This is a genomic window from Kordia periserrulae (assembly GCF_003054265.1).
Lineage (GTDB): Bacteria > Bacteroidota > Bacteroidia > Flavobacteriales > Flavobacteriaceae > Kordia > Kordia periserrulae.
Genome location: NZ_QBKT01000006.1, coordinates 86,464 through 104,963 on the forward strand (window position 1 = coordinate 86,464; position 18,500 = coordinate 104,963).

The 18,500-nt window shown below is 34.2% G+C and carries 13 protein-coding genes; 3 read left to right on the forward strand and 10 right to left on the reverse strand.

Going from position 1 to position 18,500, the window contains the following annotated elements; genetic code table 11:
- Positions 1-12: 12 nt before the first annotated feature.
- The 4 genes from C8N46_RS13170 to C8N46_RS13185 form a co-directional block, all read right to left on the reverse strand.
- Complete coding sequence (locus C8N46_RS13170) at positions 13-1,518, reverse strand: MATE family efflux transporter (RefSeq protein ID WP_108115378.1); 1,506 nt, start codon at positions 1,516-1,518, stop codon at positions 13-15.
- A 120-nt stretch (positions 1,519-1,638) separates the two neighbouring features.
- Complete coding sequence (locus tag C8N46_RS13175) at positions 1,639-2,499, reverse strand: hypothetical protein (protein WP_108115379.1); 861 nt, start codon at positions 2,497-2,499, stop codon at positions 1,639-1,641.
- Positions 2,500-2,509: 10 nt separating this feature from the next.
- Positions 2,510-4,450, reverse strand: coding sequence for an alginate lyase family protein (locus C8N46_RS13180; protein ID WP_108115380.1), 1,941 nt, complete (start codon positions 4,448-4,450; stop codon positions 2,510-2,512).
- A gap of 110 nt (positions 4,451-4,560) precedes the next feature.
- The gene (locus C8N46_RS13185) at positions 4,561-6,063 is read right to left on the reverse strand and encodes a hypothetical protein (protein ID WP_108115381.1); all 1,503 of its coding nucleotides are present in this window, start codon (positions 6,061-6,063) and stop codon (positions 4,561-4,563) included.
- 237 nt (positions 6,064-6,300) lie between these two features.
- Here C8N46_RS13185 and C8N46_RS13190 point away from each other — a divergent pair, with 237 nt between their 5' ends.
- The 3 genes from C8N46_RS13190 (at position 6,301) to C8N46_RS13200 (ending at position 10,268) form a co-directional block, all read left to right on the forward strand.
- The gene (locus C8N46_RS13190; RefSeq protein ID WP_108115382.1) at positions 6,301-7,755 is read left to right on the forward strand and encodes an oligosaccharide flippase family protein; all 1,455 of its coding nucleotides are present in this window, start codon (positions 6,301-6,303) and stop codon (positions 7,753-7,755) included.
- Between the two features lie 113 nt (positions 7,756-7,868).
- A complete protein-coding gene (locus tag C8N46_RS13195; protein WP_158269148.1) occupies positions 7,869-8,945 on the forward strand; it encodes a glycosyltransferase in 1,077 nt (358 codons plus the stop codon).
- Complete coding sequence (locus tag C8N46_RS13200; RefSeq protein ID WP_146169819.1) at positions 8,946-10,268, forward strand: O-antigen polymerase; 1,323 nt, start codon at positions 8,946-8,948, stop codon at positions 10,266-10,268.
- Between the two features lie 66 nt (positions 10,269-10,334).
- On the opposite strand, the gene C8N46_RS13205 is transcribed toward C8N46_RS13200, so the two are convergent.
- The 6 genes from C8N46_RS13205 to wecB all read right to left on the reverse strand — a co-directional run bounded on the left by C8N46_RS13205 (position 10,335) and on the right by wecB (position 18,483).
- Positions 10,335-12,452: a bi-domain-containing oxidoreductase gene (locus C8N46_RS13205; protein ID WP_108115385.1), complete on the reverse strand. Its 2,118-nt coding sequence runs from the start codon at positions 12,450-12,452 to the stop codon at positions 10,335-10,337.
- The gene (locus C8N46_RS13210) at positions 12,452-14,107 is read right to left on the reverse strand and encodes an SGNH/GDSL hydrolase family protein (protein WP_108115386.1); all 1,656 of its coding nucleotides are present in this window, start codon (positions 14,105-14,107) and stop codon (positions 12,452-12,454) included. The genes C8N46_RS13205 and C8N46_RS13210 overlap by 1 nt, the downstream gene beginning before the upstream one ends.
- Before the next feature lie 5 nt (positions 14,108-14,112).
- Positions 14,113-15,285 (reverse strand): MBOAT family O-acyltransferase, encoded by a 1,173-nt coding sequence (locus tag C8N46_RS13215; protein ID WP_158269149.1) that lies wholly within the window; start codon positions 15,283-15,285, stop codon positions 14,113-14,115.
- A 287-nt stretch (positions 15,286-15,572) separates the two neighbouring features.
- Complete coding sequence (locus tag C8N46_RS13220; RefSeq protein ID WP_146169820.1) at positions 15,573-16,124, reverse strand: hypothetical protein; 552 nt, start codon at positions 16,122-16,124, stop codon at positions 15,573-15,575.
- A 16-nt stretch (positions 16,125-16,140) separates the two neighbouring features.
- Complete coding sequence (gene wecC, locus C8N46_RS13225) at positions 16,141-17,346, reverse strand: UDP-N-acetyl-D-mannosamine dehydrogenase (RefSeq protein WP_108115389.1); 1,206 nt, start codon at positions 17,344-17,346, stop codon at positions 16,141-16,143.
- A gap of 9 nt (positions 17,347-17,355) precedes the next feature.
- The gene (gene wecB, locus C8N46_RS13230) at positions 17,356-18,483 is read right to left on the reverse strand and encodes a non-hydrolyzing UDP-N-acetylglucosamine 2-epimerase (RefSeq protein ID WP_108115390.1); all 1,128 of its coding nucleotides are present in this window, start codon (positions 18,481-18,483) and stop codon (positions 17,356-17,358) included.
- Positions 18,484-18,500 lie beyond the last annotated feature (17 nt).

An 18,500-nucleotide genomic window follows, 5' to 3' on the forward strand; every position in this document is an offset into this window, starting at 1 on the left:
GTGTATTCGCTGTTATTTTCCTCTTTTTAATAAGACATTGATGGTTTCGCTAAGGAATTTTACTTTGCTAAAAAATAAAACACCTGCGTATATAATAGTACTTCCAATGACACAAATAATACATGCAATCACATTTGGATAGAATGCATTGACGTAATAGTTGATTGCAAACAGAATTATTCCCACAATAATCAAAACTTCCATTCGGTAATATGTATAACTGTTAAAGTCTTTCCGACACCAAATTATGGTGGTAATTCCCAAAGCTGCAAATCCAATCATGAGTGAAAACGACAGGGCAAATAAGTTTCCGTAACTATCGCGCAAAGCATAAAATAGAATGACGTGACAGGCAATTGCAATTAAAATACTATACAAGTTAAACGGTTTGAAAAATTTAATTTCAATAATTCCTTTTAATCCGTGAAATATAGAATACGGAATAAGTCCGAACGCCAAAATCTTAAAAGCATAAATTACATTTTCAATACGTTCTGCGTCAGAAATCCAATATTCAATAAGTACGTTGAGCCAATTGTACAATATAATAACCAACAAAAATGTAGAGTATACAATGGTTCCTGTCATTAAATTAGTGGCTATTTTTTGTCGCTCGGCAGAATTGTTATTTCCAACAATTACTGATGATAATTTCGAAATTGGTTGCAATACAATCAGTACAATTCTTGCTAAAGTCAATGCTAATAAAAAGGCGGTAATGTCTTCTTTTCCATCAACAATCATAAAAGCACTTACGGTAAGTAAAAACATGTCTGAAAATGTGATAGCCGAGCGTGGCAAACCGTAACGAATAAACTCTTTTCCGTAAGCTTTTATTTTTTCGAAAGACGGATAATTATACAGTTTTTGTTGCATAATGATATAGCCCATTAACAAAAGCTGTACAATACTCATAACACTCAACGCTATATACAAAAAGTTTGTCAATACAACTTTGGTCACGACACCATTGATAATTTCACCAGCCGTTGTCGTCGTTGCCATGTATTTAATGACCAAAAGCAAAATTAAACTTGCATTCAGCATGTTGATTACGTTGTAAAAAAATACTTTTCGTTGTACCAAAAAATACGGTTGCACTAAATAACTCAAGTGAATAATGGCTATGTACCAAACGGTTAGTAAAAAGTACGGTTTAAAATTGTTTGTACCTTCTACCTCGTCGTATACTAATTGTCCTAAAGTGGAACCAAAACCGAAATATAAAATCGCCAATACAATGCAACTACATATCCAAATAGTGAACGAAATGGCAAAATAGGTTCGTATTTTGTCTTTGTCATCTTTATTGATACTTGCATATCGAATTAACGCTTGTGAAGTTCCTAACTGACTCAAATTGGTAAATGTAGGCACGACGCGTCGCATAACTAAAAACACACTCAATGCCAATGCCGAAAGTAAATACTCAGCTTCTTTGATAAGCCAAAAATTCAGTAATACATTGAAAACTGCAAAACCTGTACTATAAAATAAGTCTTTACCGAGTTTGTTCATTACCAACGGAGATTAATTAGGTGTTTTCCAACTGCAAAACTAATTTATTAAAACAAAACCACAATTATTAAGTGGATTAATAATTGTGGTTTGTCTGTTTAGTTTGAGGATTTCCTCTAATTATTCTGGAAATTCCTCGTATTCTATATAAATTCTTCTTGAGATAGAACCATTTCCTGGATGTATCTCAATTGGGTAATCATGTTCATTATATATAATTGTATATTCACCTAAAAGGACATTATTTGCATTCCTAAATTCAATAATATTATTGTTAAAAGATTGTATTTCGTCCAAACTAGAAAAGATTTCTAAATCAACATACGTATCATTTGGCGTAAGGGCATTAGGTAACTTTAAAAATAGATTTACACGTGGATCTATATATTTAAAAGGATGGTTTTTATCGTCATAAATATATTTTGTCGAATAATTAACGTTTGTCGAAATATACTCTTTTTCTAGAAGATTGCCATTAGCATCATAAGTATATTGTTTTTCATGTGTTTCATTCCACAATGAAGTATTGTAATCTGTAAACCATAAACTGTTTACGCTTGACGTCAGTTGTGTTTGATTATTGTATGTATAATCTCTTGTATTTTCATACGAACTATTCCATGAAAAAGGAAGTATTAAGTTTCTTGTTGCTATACCATTTTCAAAAATAAACCCTAAATCGTCATTGAAATTTCTCAAAACAGAAATCAGATTGTTTGAGCTATCATAATTGAATTCGTAAACTTCTTGAGGATTTGTGTTATCAACATCAAATTCTTCTATTTTGGTAACTCTATTGCCTTCATATTCATAAACCCAATACGAATCCATTTTTGAAATTTTTGAAGGTCTTAAAATAGTGTTTACTGGTTCTTGTACAGGTGTTTCTGTGTTTTGTTCTTCTTGTGCTACAATATCATCATTTGACGAACATGATACTATAAAAGCAAAGAGAAAACATAATGCAATAAGTTTTTTCATCTATAAATTTTTAATTATTTTCTTTTTCAATGGTAAATTGTAGGGAACTTTTTCCCTTTATTTCAGTTTCCAAAACCACTTTTTTAGCTGTAATTTTAGAGCCATAATTATAACTTAACGTGTAATTTTCAATACGAATGGTTGTAGCATTGTCAACCGTTATTTTTGAGGAGGCTTTGCTATTTCTTATAAATATAATATTCTCATGAATTTCTAACGCAATTTTCTCGCTAAAATGTAAGTTTCTCGTGATTTTGCATGTAGATTTACAATCAATCACATCTGTACAAATCATTTTGAAATCATTTTTATCTATTTGAAAAGTACGTTGGTGCATTACCGCATCTTCCAATCGCTGGTAGCCTGAATGTTTTCCGGAAATGATTACTTTTTCTTCGGAATGTTCAACAGAAACCTCAAAAGGGTGTGCTACATCACTAATTCCCCAATTGCCAACCATTGGCGCAATTTCTTCATCATCTACCTGTAAACCATTGTGATAAGCGGTAGATTTCATTTTGGTTTTGAGAGCCAAATCGCCAGTGTAGGTGTAGCAACCTGCATCAACAATAATGTTTTCATTATCCAACATCAACTCAAAACTAAACAAATCGTTGTGTCCGTGTCCGCCGCGACCATTCATTCCTACTTCGCCAACATCGGTAATAAAATAGTTTTGCGCATCTTTTACCGTAACAAATCCGCCATCTTTATAATGATATGACGCAAAATCATCTTGTGAAATTGAACTTACATTTTCCATAGCTTTTGTTCCGAAAATTTCATACGCTGAATGGTATTTTTCGTTGCTAATATTTAAGGTTTCATCTTGAAAAAACAGACTTGCCAATTGCAACATGTTTGCATGATTGTTCAAGGGTACTTGATCGTTTTGAAATACGGAAGCACTGTCGTTATCGCCAATAATCGGCGTTAAAGAATCGGGTTTTGTAACATCACGCGTGAATTTGCAGGAGTTTTTTAGCACTTTCAGTGTGTTTTCTTGAATTTTCAATCCTGCACGCTGCATCACCAAGAAAGAAATAAGGTAAAACTCTACAACCAATCGGTGATACGGAATGGATTTTTCAAAATTGACACCATCTGGTATAAATTGTAAATGGAATTCCTTCTCTGTGCGTTTTACCGCATAGGAATACCACGATTTTGCTTCCGAATAGAACTCTTTAAAAACACTTCCTAGCAATAATAACGCAGTTAAGTTAGCCGAATAATGATTTCCACGAACATCAGTATATTCTACATTTCGCCACAAAAAGATACCGTGAAGCAATAAAATTTCATTCAACAAATTCACAACCTCATCGGTATGATTGGCTTCTAGTAAAATTTCTCGCAACTGAATTAAATTAATCGTTCGCACCGAAACTTCCATCGGATACCAATTCACCGCAAAAGCAATAGGATTGTTGACTTTCCAGTCTGTCAATATTGCATGAATGTAGGCTAATTGTGCTTCGTTATTCTCCAATTGATATGCACGCGCCACCGGAATTAAGAAGCTTAAACGCGATAACTCCCACGGAAATTTTACGTCATATTCTTTGGTTTTGTCTTTATGATAAAACGAATACCCTTTGAAGTAGTTGTTTTTCCATTCGTGATGTACACGCCAATCAGTATGCCATGAAATGGGTTGTGTAAATTGATAGTCAACATCAAAAATTGCAATGTTTCCCTTCATAATGCAATTCGCAGCTGCAATGGTTTGTTGCTGTAATTTTTGAGGAATATCAGATGATTTAAAATCTGTTGCGTACAACAGACTTTTTGCTTTCCAAGTTGCTTTTGGTTTGTGAATGGTTTGATGAATTTTTGGTTCAATTTTTTGCCAAAACTTAGTCTTAGCGTACATTTTCAATTTTACCAATTGCACGAAACGATACCAAACCACAGGAAGCGGTTTTGAAAGAATGGTTTTTATATTCATAACAAAATAACTGTCAGGCCTTCTAAAAATTTACTGCAAATGTATTGTTTTGATTCTTTATAGCAGCCGTTATGATTGGAAAAAGACTCTTGGAATTAGACGTTGATTTTTTAACTAGACGAATTCGGAGTGTTGTGCAACCATTCCTTGTCTTCGTCTTGTTCCAATTCCCACACATTATTGTAGCATTTAAAATCTTTCGGCGCTGTAGCACGATCTAAATAATCGGGTAGTTTTCTTGGATTTAATATTAGCATTTTAGACACTTGTAAATCGACATGTTCTTTATCTGGTCCGTTGTAAATGAGCAATCTTCCAAAACGACAATTGATGTTGATGAAGTAGCTTTTTTTGTGAATACAAATTTCGCCATGTGTCAAATCGACGCCCGTTAAATGTGTATTGGCACAATCGTTTAACAAAATGCCTGGCTTGACTCTTTCGGGAGGAAGATTTGGGTTTTTTCGATTAACAGAACCAAGTCCAGAAGCAAAAAATCCGCCGATGATATGCAACCCCGAAGATTGCGTTGCCGAAACAGTTTCTCCATGAACACTCGCTCCCGCAAACCAACAATTGATAAGTGTTGTATCTCTAATTCGCCAGCGCAATCCTTTGGTTTTTTGATTGCTTTCTAAAAAGAGGGCTCTTTTTGCTCGTGCATTGAGTGTGAAAACTATATTTTCAGCCGTCCATTTTGCCACAGCAGGACAATCCAAACGGTTGCCTTTTGTATCGGTATGCGAAGTTTCTTCAGACAGTAAAGACACAATATTAGCGTCGTACGCATTCACAAAATTAGGATTGTTTTCTTCTTCTTTCGGAATGAATAATTCGGGAACGTCAATTGTTAAGTTTTTTAATCCGCCACCGGCATTGTTACTACCATTGGCTACATATCTAAAAAAGGCTCCTTTTTCGCTGCTTTGCGGTAAAATACTTTTTTTCGAATCCTTAGGCGATGTAAAATTGAAATCGTTGTATCGGTGAAAAATAAGCAAACGTGTTCCATGTGCAGACGTTCCCATATTTCCTTCGCCTTCAAAGACTACTCCGTAGCGAATTGTACTGATGAACGTATGAAAATAATAACGCCCAGAAGGTATAAAAATCGTTTTTCCAGGTCGTGTGTAGGCTCTGTTATTAAAAGTATGAATTGATGGAACAAATTTCGGTGGATATACATAAGCGCCTTTTGCATCTCTTTGTCGGATAGCCACCTCAAATTGCGCATATTTTAGGGCTGCATTTATGGCTGGAGACGCATCTGAGCCACTTGGGCGCGCTCCAAACCAACGCAAGTTGAGTTTTCCTCTGTCCCATTGACGCGTCCAACGTCCTGTTGGATTTGTTTTTGATTTGCACACCATTCCGTCATAATTGGCATTGTATCCAATTTTTAGCATGTCTTCAAAAGAAGCATACGGACTTTTCGGATTGCGCGTATTTGGTGCAATATCTTGGTAAAAAGGTTCGAGTGAAGATTTCGCATCAAAGATAAAAAAACCGCCGCCGCCATCTTCGTCATTCAGATAGCCTTGTACATATACCATTTCTTTATGTGTGGGTGAAGGATAATTGTATAATTCTTCTAAACTTTCTACAACGTTCATTGATGTGCATTTTAGATTTTCTAAAATACTATAAATATTTGAGAGGAAAGAAAAGGTGTGTTTTGAGTCATATGCAGATTAAAAATGTGTTTGTTTTATTTAGGATTGACAAGGTGGTTTTCTTTGTTGTTCGCTTCTCTTTAAGACCTTAGGAATTTATTGTTTTGAATTGCGTTAAAAGAGTCCTATATTTATTTTTTATATAGAATATTTCAGAAAGTACGGAGAAAACAAGTTATGAATAAACTTAGTAAAGATGTTGTTGTTAGTATTGTTTTTTCCTTTTTGAATATTCTATTTAATTTTTGGCTAATTAAAGAAGCTGAGTATACACTTTCCGTAGTTCACTTGGGCATTTTGATGTATATACGACGTATTGCTCCTACGTTTTCTAATATTCTACAATTAGGCACTTCTCAAGCGCTTGTACGATTTACAAGTATTGAAAAAGACGATATCCAGAAAGTAAAAATTTACTATACAATTTCTACTTTCGTATGGGTTTTGGTTTCTGTGTTATTGGTCATTTTATTTTGGCTGTTTCATGATTTTTTGAGTTTGTTGTTTTTTCCAGATAGCGAAAATAGCGTGGCGTATTTGAAGATTACATTTATCTACATTAGTATTTTACACCTTAGCCATTTTACGCTTCCTTACTTTTTGAATTTGAGAAAAGTAATTACCTATAATATGATTGTATTGTTGATAGCCAGTTTAAGTATCTTGATTTCTTTTAAGTTTCTTGGTTCTTCCGCGGATGTTTTAACAGTGCTTACCTATTCTTTAGTGATTCTTTTTACCGTGTTGATATTAACATTTATGTACGTTTGTTTTAAGATAAAACTCTATATTTTACCTAGTTTGTATGCTATAAAAAAAGAAGGCAAGCGTTTTATTATGTATGGATTACCAAGAGCATTTATTACGTTTTCAGATATGTTTTTACTTACTGTTGGCGCTATGTTGATACAAGGCGAAGAAGAAATTGTAGCCTCCTTTTTAATAGGAATTGTATTGTCAAGAACAATATTGATTGTGTTACAACCTATTTCCTTACTTTCAGCCGTTATTTCGGGACATCACAATACAGAAGAGGCTCATAAAAAAGTTTTGAATTTGATAGTTGGCGGAACTATTTACACAACAACAATTACTACTATACTTTTTTATAATTGGATTGATATTTTACTTCCTTTTTGGTTGAAGAATGAAGACACCATCGAAACTGTTATGTATGTTTTTAAAATACTAGCTATTGGGATTATTCCCTATACTATATTTCAGTCCTTAAAAGGGATTATTGATATTAAGTATTTTAAACCATTAAATTTATATTCTTTATTCATTGCTGTAGCAGGCCATATTGTATTCTTTTATATTTTGAATATTTGGTGCAACACATTACAATCGCTTTCTATATCGTTATCAATAAGTTTTATTATTTTGGGGATTTTTGCATTGTATTGGAATCGAAAATATTTATACTCTCAAAGCTACTTTAATCTTTTTTACTTATTAATATTTAATCTTTTTGTATTTGTGATAAATTTCAAAATACATGATGTATATCCTTCATGGATAGGTTTTTTAATAAGTGTTACGGTATCAATTATTTTGTTTTTAATATTTTGTCTAACTATAAAAAGTCCCTTTTTGAAAGAAGCTTTGCATGTTTTTAATAAACGGCATTAACATACATTTTAAAAAATACTTATAAAAGCTAAAGTCAGCTTTACTAAATGAAGCATATTTTATTTTTTTTATCACATCAGCCAGACCCACGTTTTGTTCAGCAAATTAACCACTTGGCGAAAAACCACACGGTAACTTTGGTTTGTTTTCACAGAGAAACCTTAGCTTCTTTTGACAAGGCTATTTCCAAAAACGTTGTGCTGCATCATTTAGGCACTCTTCCCAATGCATCTCAAGCTCTTAAGCGTATTTGGATTTATATAAAAACTTCTCGAAAAATTCGAAAAATTCTCTCTAATACCACTTTTGATATCATCATCGTAAACAACATTGATATTGTTATCTTGTATCTTTTGGCAAACTTTGGATTTTTTCGTCGAAAAAAAGAAAAAACACTTGCGATAGAAATTTCTGATTTACGTGAATTTGTCTTTGGCAAGCGTTTTACAAGTACTTGTATGCGAGCATTGGAGCGATTTATCTATACTAGCTATATTGACAAGTTAATTGTAACCTCCAAGAAATACTATTCGTATCATTTTGAAAAATTCTTTAAGAAAGATGTCTTTGTGTTAGAAAACAAACTACTTTCTACATCTCAAAAGTTTGATGCTACACTTACAAGAGCAAAAAACGAAAAAACGGTTATAGGAATTGTTGGGTTATTGCTTCGAAAAGAAGAATATATACAGCTTTTTGAAACCTATAAAAATCATCCTGATGTTGAAATTCACATTCATGGAAAAGGACATTATCAGCATATTGTAGAAGACTATGCTGCTAAGTATCAAAACATTATTTATTTTGGAGCTTATAATGTATTCTCTGACGCACAAAAAATTTATTATTCTATTGACATCATGTATTTGGTATATGATAGCAATCAGGTTTCATTGAACAACCGATTGGCATTACCCAACAAACTGTATGAGTGCATGTACTATAAAGTTCCTATCATCTGTAGTCATAATACATACTTGGCAGAAATTGTGACAGATTTGGGTATTGGAACTTTCATTGATTATAAAGAAGAAAATGCTATAGAAAATGCCGTCAATCACATTACACAAAATAACGATATGTTGGTACAGAACTTATCCAAATTAGATAAAGATTCCTATTTTGGCGACAATAGCTACAACGCATTCGAGTTATTTTTAACAGAGGAAAAATCATCTAAAAAAGAATAAATGGCAACTTCATATATCTTAATATGTGTCCTTCTTTTTCATATAATCCTCTTTAGGAAGATGATTTTTAATTGGAATATTTTTGGCGTATTCTTTCTATCAACATGTATCTTTTCTATTGCTGGAATTTTAATGTTTCCGTTGATGCGGTCGTACGCAAATGAAACATTTATCACTTTTAAGTTATACCTCATCACAGAACAAGATATATTTCTAACACAACTTTTAGCGGTAGGAGGATTGCTTATTGCCTTATACGCATACGTTATAGGTATGATAGTTATGTACAAACGTGTGGAATGTATCAATCATTTTAGAATAAGAGAACCTATTAAAAATAACCTCAATAAAGTAAACTTTTATTTCGTTTTAATTTGTATTTCCGTGTTTCTTCTAGGGTATATTTTTTTAAAGCGAGATGTATTTATTTCAGGAATTTTTGATGGTCTTATAGGGCGTCAACCGATTGCATTATTAGAATCTCGGTACGGAATTATGTCTAATTATCTTTATGTAATTATTCTATACAATTTACTCCCTTTTTTTACCGTAGTTGCCTTGTATTTAATGATGAAAGAAAAAACCTTGTCTAGTAAATTGGTATTTTCTGGATTGTTTATTACATCGTTCACGCTCATTTTATTATTGTTTCAAAAGCGTCCGTTAATTATCTTTTTATTGGCACTATTTCTTGCATTATTTGTTTTTCAAAAGTTTTTGAAACGTAAAAAAGTTAGAAGAAGGTTTATCATTATTGGCTCTTCATTGTTTGTTTTATTATTGATTTTGTATTATTCTGCTACTACCTATGAGTTTACAAGTATATTTGAAGGCGTTTCTAAGTTAACTGAGGTTGTACTGACAAGAATTTTTGGTCGATTATCCTTACCCGCTTTCTGTTATGTACATTATTTCCCTGCGGTAGAAGACCACTATGGAGTTACTAACATCGGAAAATTAAGTACCATCTTTCGTTATGAAATATTTTTGGACTCTAAAGTTGTGTATGCTCATTTTACAAAAACAAAACTAGACGGTTCAATGGCAATCAATAGTATTATTGATTTTTATGCTGCTTTTGGGTATTATGGTTTTTTTATCGGAAATATTTTTATGGGACTCCTTATTAGTGTTTTTGATGCCTTTTTAAATAGACTTGAAAAAAATGGTATCAACCTTATTTTTATCGTTTTCTGTTTTGTTTTTGGCTATTATTTATCGCAAGCAAGTTTGGCAAGATCGTTAATGGGTTACGGACTATTTTTCTTTATGTTGGCATGGATGTTTTTACAAAAAGGATTTAAGATAAAATTGCGCCCGTAATCATATCAATAAAAAACGCATCAACCTAAAAGATTGATGCGTTTAAAAAAAATATAAAGCCTTTTCTTAATTATCTTGAATTAAAAATGTTGCTCTGGTAGTTTGTACCATGTCTTCAAAGTCAATGGCAAATTTGTTGTTTTGAATCGCATCAAACATGTGAATTAATTCTTCATACTGACCTTTTTCAGGTGTTTTAGAAGCCAATTCCTTTACTTTAACGCCATATCCTGTCAATTTGGTAAAATCGTCCATGATAATTGTTTTCGCGTCGTAATGCACTTCTAAATTCTCTTTTTGGTAGCCTTTGTTTCCAACGGCAAAGTATTGTAAACTTCCTACCGAACCATCTTCATATTTTAATAAGATAGAAACATTATCATCGCTACGAATTTGGTCGTTATTCGGACTTAGTTTTTCGACACTTACCGATTGTATTTTAGATTCCGTTAAAAAAGTGATTAAGTCAATAAAATGACAAACTTCTCCAACAACTCTTCCGCCATGCTCATGCAAAGCATCTGTAGCCGGACGGAAACCTGCATTGATACGATAGCTTACAAATAACGGGTTTTCACGTGTTGACGTGTGCTTTTTTATTTCTTGTGCATACTTGCTAAAACGTCTGTTAAAACCTGTCAACAATAAGGGTTTGTTTTGGATGCTATCATCATTGTAGAAATCAACAATTTTGTCTAAATCTTCTGGAGTTGTTGCCAACGGTTTTTCTACAAATACGTGTTTTCCAGCTTGTAATGAACGTAACGTTAATGGACCGTGGTCTTTGTGCTGTGTTGTAATGAATACTACATCTACTTCTGGATCTTGTAATACATCTTCGATTTCAGAAGTTGTGTATTTTGCATTAAAATGTGTGGCTACCGTTTTTCCTTTATGACCTGTTCTGTTTACTACTGCATAGAGCGAGTATTTATCCTTCATTTTCTCCATGTTTGGCAAATGCATTGCCGTAGCAAAACTTCCTGCACCAACTAAAGCTACATTGAGTTTTCCTTTTTTCGTATAGCTCGAATTTACCTCCACTTTAGAGCTTGGTGTTGCATTGACATCATTGTCATACGAAAGCAATACAATGATTGGTTTTTCCGGACCTTGTAACGATGCGTATGCTTCTTCTGCCTGTTCTATTGGATAGGTTTTGTTAATGAGCGGTTCAAGATTCACTTTTCCTTCGTGAATCATTTTTAAATATTCTGTCATATTACGATTTTCCGTCCAACGTACATACGCGTATGGGTAATCGTGTCCTTTGTCTTCGTATTCTCTGTCGTAACGTCCTGGACCATACGAAGTAGATATTTTAAAGTCTAATTCTTTTTGATAGATATCGGCACGTTTGATTTCCATTCCAGAAACACCTACTAAAATAACGCGACCTTTCTTTTTGCATGCTTTAAACGCTTCTGATAACGGTTCGCTACTCGCAGTTGCCGCAGTAAATATAACAGCATCTGTTCCGTAACCGCCTGTAAAATCGGTTGTTTTCTTTACTAAATTCTCTTTTGAAGGATTTAAAACAACATCCGCTCCTAGTTCTTTTGCTATTTTTAAACGGTCATCATTAATATCACTAACAATGGTACGAACACCTGAGTTTTTTAAGAATTGAACCGTTAATAGTCCTAAAATTCCAGCACCAATTACTACGCAATATTCACCTAGGCGTAAGTCTGCACGACGTACACCTTGCAACGCAATTCCTCCTAGTGTTACGGTAGAAGCTAATTTTAAATCCAAGCCTTCTGGGACTTTCATTACTAAGTTTTCAGGCACTACTACATATTCTGCATGATTGGCAATTCCGGCACCAGCAGCGGCAACTTTGTCACCAACTTGTATATTTTGAACACCTTCACCAACGGCAATGACAATTCCTGAGTTGGAATATCCTGTTGGTGTTCCGTATTTTACTTTTTGCTGTACTTTAGAGAAAGCTCGTGCAATTCCTTGCGATTTAGCAAGGTCGATTACTTTTTTTAAGTTTTCAGGTTGTTTAATGGCTCTCATCAATAGATTTTCTCCACTATTTCCAACACTTTTAAGTTCTGTACCTGCTGAGATACAGCTATATGATACCGCGATTAATACTTCTCCCGCTGATAATATTGGTGATGGCACTTCTTCTGCCATTACCTTTCCCTTTTTTATAATTGCTTGTAACATTATAGGTTTAATTCTTTTATGATATATTTTGCTAATTTTTCGTGCGCATCCGCATTGAAGTGCAATACGTCTATTTTGTCTCGTACACTTCCTTTGGTATATATTCCGAAGTTGTCTTTAGTTAATATATATGAAGCGTCTACGAATGCCACATTTTTTTGCTCACAATATTTTTTTACCGTTTCAACTAGGTTGTTGTATTGTGCTTTTTGTGGATATGCTGTTTTTTCGTTGTGATGCCAGAATGGTGTAAATAGTAATACGTTTTGTTCTTTGGTGGCTAACCCTGCTATATGATCAACCACAGCGAACATGTTTTGCTCAATGCGCTTCCACTCTGCCGTAGTGTACGTGTAAGTTACATTTTGACGCTCTTTTAGTTCTTCTTCAAAATCGGAGTTAGGTAATACATTATCTCCCAAAACCCCATCGTATAAAGGCTTTGCTATGATTTGATCAAACCACACTGTTCCCGTTCCTCCGTAAAATAAGACATGTGGTTTTATAGATTTTACTTTTTTGTCAAAACGAACACGTGTTGTTACTTTTTCCCAATCGTGTGTCCCTTTGTTGAAAGTCAATCCTTTGTAATGCCATTTGCTGGTACCATCTTCAAAGATTACTTGAAAGTCTATACAATACAGTTTTGTACTACTAGAAACGTTTTCAGCTTTACTCCAACCTTCAAATTCAAATGTATCTGTTGGCGTATCTAAAATAATGTCATTACCAAGCCATTTTGCATTTTGCGGATCTTTGTTGACAATTTTGATAGATTTTTTACCCGATTGTGCTGTTTCAGAAACCCAACCCGAAAGATTGTCTAAGTCTTGATTTACAGTAAACCAATACAAAGGTAAGTTTGTTTTAAAAACCTCTTCTGTTGCTTCTGTACCATCTTTTATACCTTTGAGTACTTTCGTTGTTTTGTCGCTTAGCCATGTTTTAATAGCAGCTCTTTTGCTGTAAATGTCAATATTGTCTTCTACGATTTTATCAACTGTTTCAGTTATTTGCGAATTTATATTCAGTGGAAATACCTCATCGCTTCCTGTATTGGTTGCTTCTTTTGTTACTACTTCATCAGTTTTTTCTAAAGAAGCGTAGGTTTTTCCTTGAATCGCTTTGATTGACGGTCTTAGTTTATCGGACAAGCAATCCCAAGGTGTTACCGATACCAAAACGCGCTCTGGATTGATAATTTCAGTTCCTTTGGTCGTCATGATCAACTTTTCTTTGGTCGTCATTCCACCTAAAGAAAGATTGTAAGTACTGTACCCTTTGCTGTTGTATCTTTCTATTTTTCTAGAGACTAGGCTTTGATACGCATCTTGAATTTCTTCACCTTGTACCACGCGCATTTGAGAAGAGCCAACGATGAGAAGTTTTTTATTGTCTGTATATTTTAGATTATTGAGTACTTTATCTATATCTTTTCCACTTGTAGGATCAAATGTGAGGTCGTTTGTTGCTATGAGTGAATCTACCAAAGCATAAGTTGAACTCGCCATTTTTTTGACACCTTCATTGAATTCTAAGTACGATTGCGCTTTTGGATCGCTCATAAAGGCCTTTTTGACCATAAAAGATAAGCCTAGAAAAAGTGCTACTGCAATGACTAATTGAATGATAAATAAACGATGTTCTTTTTTCATAGCCTTTAAAATTGAAAATAAATAAATGCTTGATTATCATCACTTCCAAATAAAATCACCATGAATATTGCCAATCCGAAGAGCGCTCCTTGTAGGTACGGATTTTTAAACATGTGATGTTGTTTTTCTTCCACTTCTTGGTAATATTTGGTTCCAAAGAAATGCCCGACAACCGTAATTGCTAACAATGCCACAAAAGCAATTGGAATTCTGTAATCGACAGATTCTTGGAAGGTAAACATGTTTTGCAATACTTGTGCGGCATCGCCAAATGTTTGTGCTCTAAAAAATACCCAAGTTACCATTACAAATATCATGGTTACCACCCACGCTCCAACAGTGTACGCAGATTGTCCAATTTTTGAAAATTTGAAATTGTCTGAGTATTTGGTTTTGTATAGTTTGTGGACAATTAATGCTGAGCCATGCAATCCGCCCCAAACGACAAAGTTCCAACTGGCACCGTGCCACAAACCACCAAGAAGCATGGTGAGCATTAAGTTTCTGTAATAAAATATTTTTTTAGATACTCTACTTCCTCCTAATGGAATAAATAGGTAATCTCGTAACCAAGATGATAGACTGATATGCCATTTTCTCCAAAAAACGGTAATATCGGTTGCGTTATATGGCATGTTGAAGTTTTCCATCAGGCGAAAGCCTAGTAACGCTGCCACACCAATTGCCATATCGGAATATCCAGAAAAGTCACAATAAATTTGAACACTGTATGCTGTAACACCAATCCAAGAAGAAAGCGTTCCGAATTGATCTGGATTTGCAAATAACGGATCTGAAAATTGTGCAATATTGTCGGCAATGACCACTTTTTTAACCAATCCTAAAAGGAAGTAATTTGCCGCTAGTTGAAAGTTAATGTCTTTAAAATACTGGTTTACTTTTAGTTGTGGGATAAAGTCAATAGCTCTTACAATAGGTCCCGCTACTAATTGCGGAAAGAAGGTTACGTATAATGAAAACTCAAAGAAGTCTTTGGAGGGCTTCATTTTTCCATAATAAATATCTATAGTATAACACATAGATTGGAAAGTGTAAAACGAAATTCCTACAGGTAGTATAACATCTACAAAGAAGTTAGAGCCTGTAATATCGTTTACAGTTCCTAGAAAGAAGTTTACATATTTAAAATAGGCTAAAAACCCTAAATTAGTTATCAAACTTATAACTAGATAGAATCGCTTTTGTTTTTGGGAGACACTGTTGTGTATTTTTTTTCCCGCAATATAATCGACTACCGTTGAAAATAGTATTAATAGAATGAATACTGGATTCCACGACATATAGAAATAATAAGACGCTAAAAGCAAGAATATGATTCTCGCTTTTAGTCTTTTGTCTTCATTTTTTATGCTGCCTAGTACAAACCAATATACTAAAAATACAATAGTAAAGAATACTAGAAAAAGAGATGTTGAAAATATCATCTAGCTATGTATTGATAAAATTACTTAGACAATTTAACTTCTCTAACCGTTAGCATTTTTTTGTTAATAACGCCTTGGTCATTGTAGAAGTAGAATTTTACTTGCGTAAAATCTTTTGGTTCTATTTCGAAATCATGTGCAATTACTACACCACCGTCTAAGCTGAATAGCTCACAAACCGCTGGTATTTGCTTTGATTTTCTTTTCACATAAATTTCCTCTTTAAATTTTGAAGGATCTTTTGCATAGAAAACCGCTGAAATTTTTAATGCCTCTACTTTGGCATAATCAGTGCCTGATTCTAAACCGTAAATAAGTTGGTATTTATCTCCTCCTTTACTTTCCAACGCAATAAAATCAACTTTAATATCGTCCGCAAACTCATAACCATTGTTAAAAATATAGTTCAATTGTTGCGGAACGTCCGCTAATTTTGGATATGTTGGTGTTGTTTCCTTTGGTGTTTCTACATCTGTTTTTGTATTATTTTTTGATGGGTCTGTTTTCTTTTTTTCCTCTGACCCACAAGCCATTAAAAAAAGACCTAAAACTAATACGAATGCTTTTTTCATAATTTTCATTTTATGTTTATTTGAATATTCCACAAAAATCTAACGTTTGTTTTACCTTTTCAGTATTTGCAAACTCTCTATGCGCCACCAAATATACAATAATATCTGCTTGTGCTATAGCATCTTCCATATCGTAGATGGTATAATTTTCGTGTTTTTTTATGTTTGGTTCAACTGCCAATACCTGAAAACCGTCAATAGAAAGCTTGTCAACTACTTGCAATGCTGGCGATTCTCTTAAATCGTCAATATTTGGTTTAAATGCCAATCCCATACACGCAATTTTTGCATCGCGTCCATTGTCAATTTTGAATTGTAAGGCTGTATTTTTTACCTTTTCAATTGCCCATTCTGTTTTGTAATTGTTGATTTCTCGTGCAGAACGAATGATTTTTGCTTGCGCTGGAAATTCAGAAACAATAAACCAAGGATCTACCGCAATACAGTGTCCACCAACGCCCGTTCCAGGTTGTAAAATATTTACACGTGGATGTTTGTTGGCTAAATTGATCAATTCCCATACATTAATGCCTGCTTCGTCACAAATCATTGATAATTCATTGGCAAAGGCAATTTGTACGTCTCTTGATGAGTTTTCTACCAACTTACACATTTCTGCGGTTTTAGAGTTGGTTTTGTGCAAAGTTCCTTTTACAAAATGTCTATAAAATTCTACTGCTTTCTCCGTCGATTCTGGATTGATACCACCAATAGCTCTATCGTTGTGTTCCAATTCGTAAATAACGTTTCCTGGTAAAACTCGCTCAGGACAATACGCCATGTATATTTTACCTTTCAACTCAGGACGCTCCGTTTCAATGACTTTTTGCATTTTTTCAGTAGTTCCTACAGGACTTGTCGATTCTACAATCACCAACGCGCCTTCTTTCAAGGTTGGCAACAACGCTCTTGTTGCTGCTTCAACATACGAAATATCTGGTTCGTAGTCGCCTTTAAAAGGTGTCGGAACCGCAATTAAATACACATCTGCTTCTACAGGTTTTGTGCTTGCTGTTAAAAATCCTTCTTTTACTACATAATGTACCAATCCATCTAAGTCTGGCTCCACAATGTGGATTTCTCCTTTGTTAATCGTATCTACTACATGTTGATGAATATCAACGCCTGTTACATTTATTTCTTTACTTGCTATTAACGCTGCTGTAGGAAGTCCAATGTATCCTAAACCTACCATTACAACGCTTGGTTTGTTCGTTCCCATGATGTTTTTTTAGTGTAATTTTGACATGTATGTTACAATCTTATCACAAGCTGTTCCATCTCCATACGGATTGTGCAATTTGCTCATTTTGTGATATGCTGATTCGTCTGTTAATAATTTATTTGCTTCGCTGATAATTTTCTCCGTATCGGTTCCTACCAATAAAACCGTTCCTGCGTCAACTGCTTCTGGACGTTCGGTAGTATCGCGCATTACCAATACTGGCTTTCCTAAACTTGGTGCTTCTTCCTGTACGCCGCCACTATCTGTAATGATGATGTGCGATTTGTCCATTAACCATACAAATGCAGGATAGGACAACGGATTAATCAATTTTACATTGTCAATATCAGCTAATAATTCGTAAACTGGCTTTTGTACGTTTGGATTTAAGTGTACAGGATAAATGATTTGTGTGTCTGGATGATCGGTGGCAATTTGCTTTAATGCAGTACAAATATTGATAAATCCTTGTCCGTGATTTTCTCTACGATGTCCCGTTACCAAAATCAAACGTTTGGAAGTGTCCAACACTTCTTTTACGTCTTCGATTTCTTGGTCTTGGAAACCGTCTGATTTTACTTTGGCTGCACTAAAATGCAAGGCATCAATGACCGTATTTCCAGTAATCAATATGTTTTCATCTGCTACATTTTCGTTGCGCAGATTGTTTTTTGAAGTTTCTGTTGGAGAAAAGTGATAATCACAAATACTTCCTGTCACACAACGATTGATTTCTTCTGGAAAAGGAGAACGCTTATTGAACGTTCGCAATCCTGCTTCTACGTGACATACTTTTGCGCCCGAGTAAAACGCTGCAATACTCGTTGCCATTGTCGTAGTCGTATCGCCATGAACATATACGTAATCTGGTTGAAAATCTTCCAACACAGGTTTTAAGTTTGTAATAATATCCGCCGTTAAACCATATAAATTCTGATTTGGCTTCATTAAGTCCAAGTCATAATCTGGCGTAATTTCAAAGAATGAAAGTACCTGATCCAGCATTTCTCTATGCTGTGCCGTGATACAAACTTTTGTTTCAAAAGTGTCTTGGTGTTTTAAAAATTCTTTTACCAGTGGTGCCATTTTGATAGCTTCTGGTCGTGTACCAAATACAATTAGGTTTTTTTTCATCAGTTTGTTTTTGTTCT

Coding starts and splice junctions, on each gene's coding strand:
- C8N46_RS13180 (WP_108115380.1), bottom strand. CDS start 4,450: ATGAATATAAAAACCATTCTTTCAAAACCGCTTCCTGTGGTTTGGTAT.
- C8N46_RS13210 (WP_108115386.1), bottom strand. CDS start 14,107: ATGAAAAAAGAACATCGTTTATTTATCATTCAATTAGTCATTGCAGTA.
- C8N46_RS13185 (WP_108115381.1), bottom strand. CDS start 6,063: ATGAACGTTGTAGAAAGTTTAGAAGAATTATACAATTATCCTTCACCC.
- C8N46_RS13200 (WP_146169819.1), top strand. CDS start 8,946: ATGGCAACTTCATATATCTTAATATGTGTCCTTCTTTTTCATATAATC.
- C8N46_RS13190 (WP_108115382.1), top strand. CDS start 6,301: ATGAATAAACTTAGTAAAGATGTTGTTGTTAGTATTGTTTTTTCCTTT.
- wecC (WP_108115389.1), bottom strand. CDS start 17,346: ATGGGAACGAACAAACCAAGCGTTGTAATGGTAGGTTTAGGATACATT.
- C8N46_RS13175 (WP_108115379.1), bottom strand. CDS start 2,499: ATGAAAAAACTTATTGCATTATGTTTTCTCTTTGCTTTTATAGTATCA.
- C8N46_RS13220 (WP_146169820.1), bottom strand. CDS start 16,124: ATGAAAAAAGCATTCGTATTAGTTTTAGGTCTTTTTTTAATGGCTTGT.
- C8N46_RS13170 (WP_108115378.1), bottom strand. CDS start 1,518: ATGAACAAACTCGGTAAAGACTTATTTTATAGTACAGGTTTTGCAGTT.
- C8N46_RS13205 (WP_108115385.1), bottom strand. CDS start 12,452: ATGTTACAAGCAATTATAAAAAAGGGAAAGGTAATGGCAGAAGAAGTG.
- wecB (WP_108115390.1), bottom strand. CDS start 18,483: ATGAAAAAAAACCTAATTGTATTTGGTACACGACCAGAAGCTATCAAA.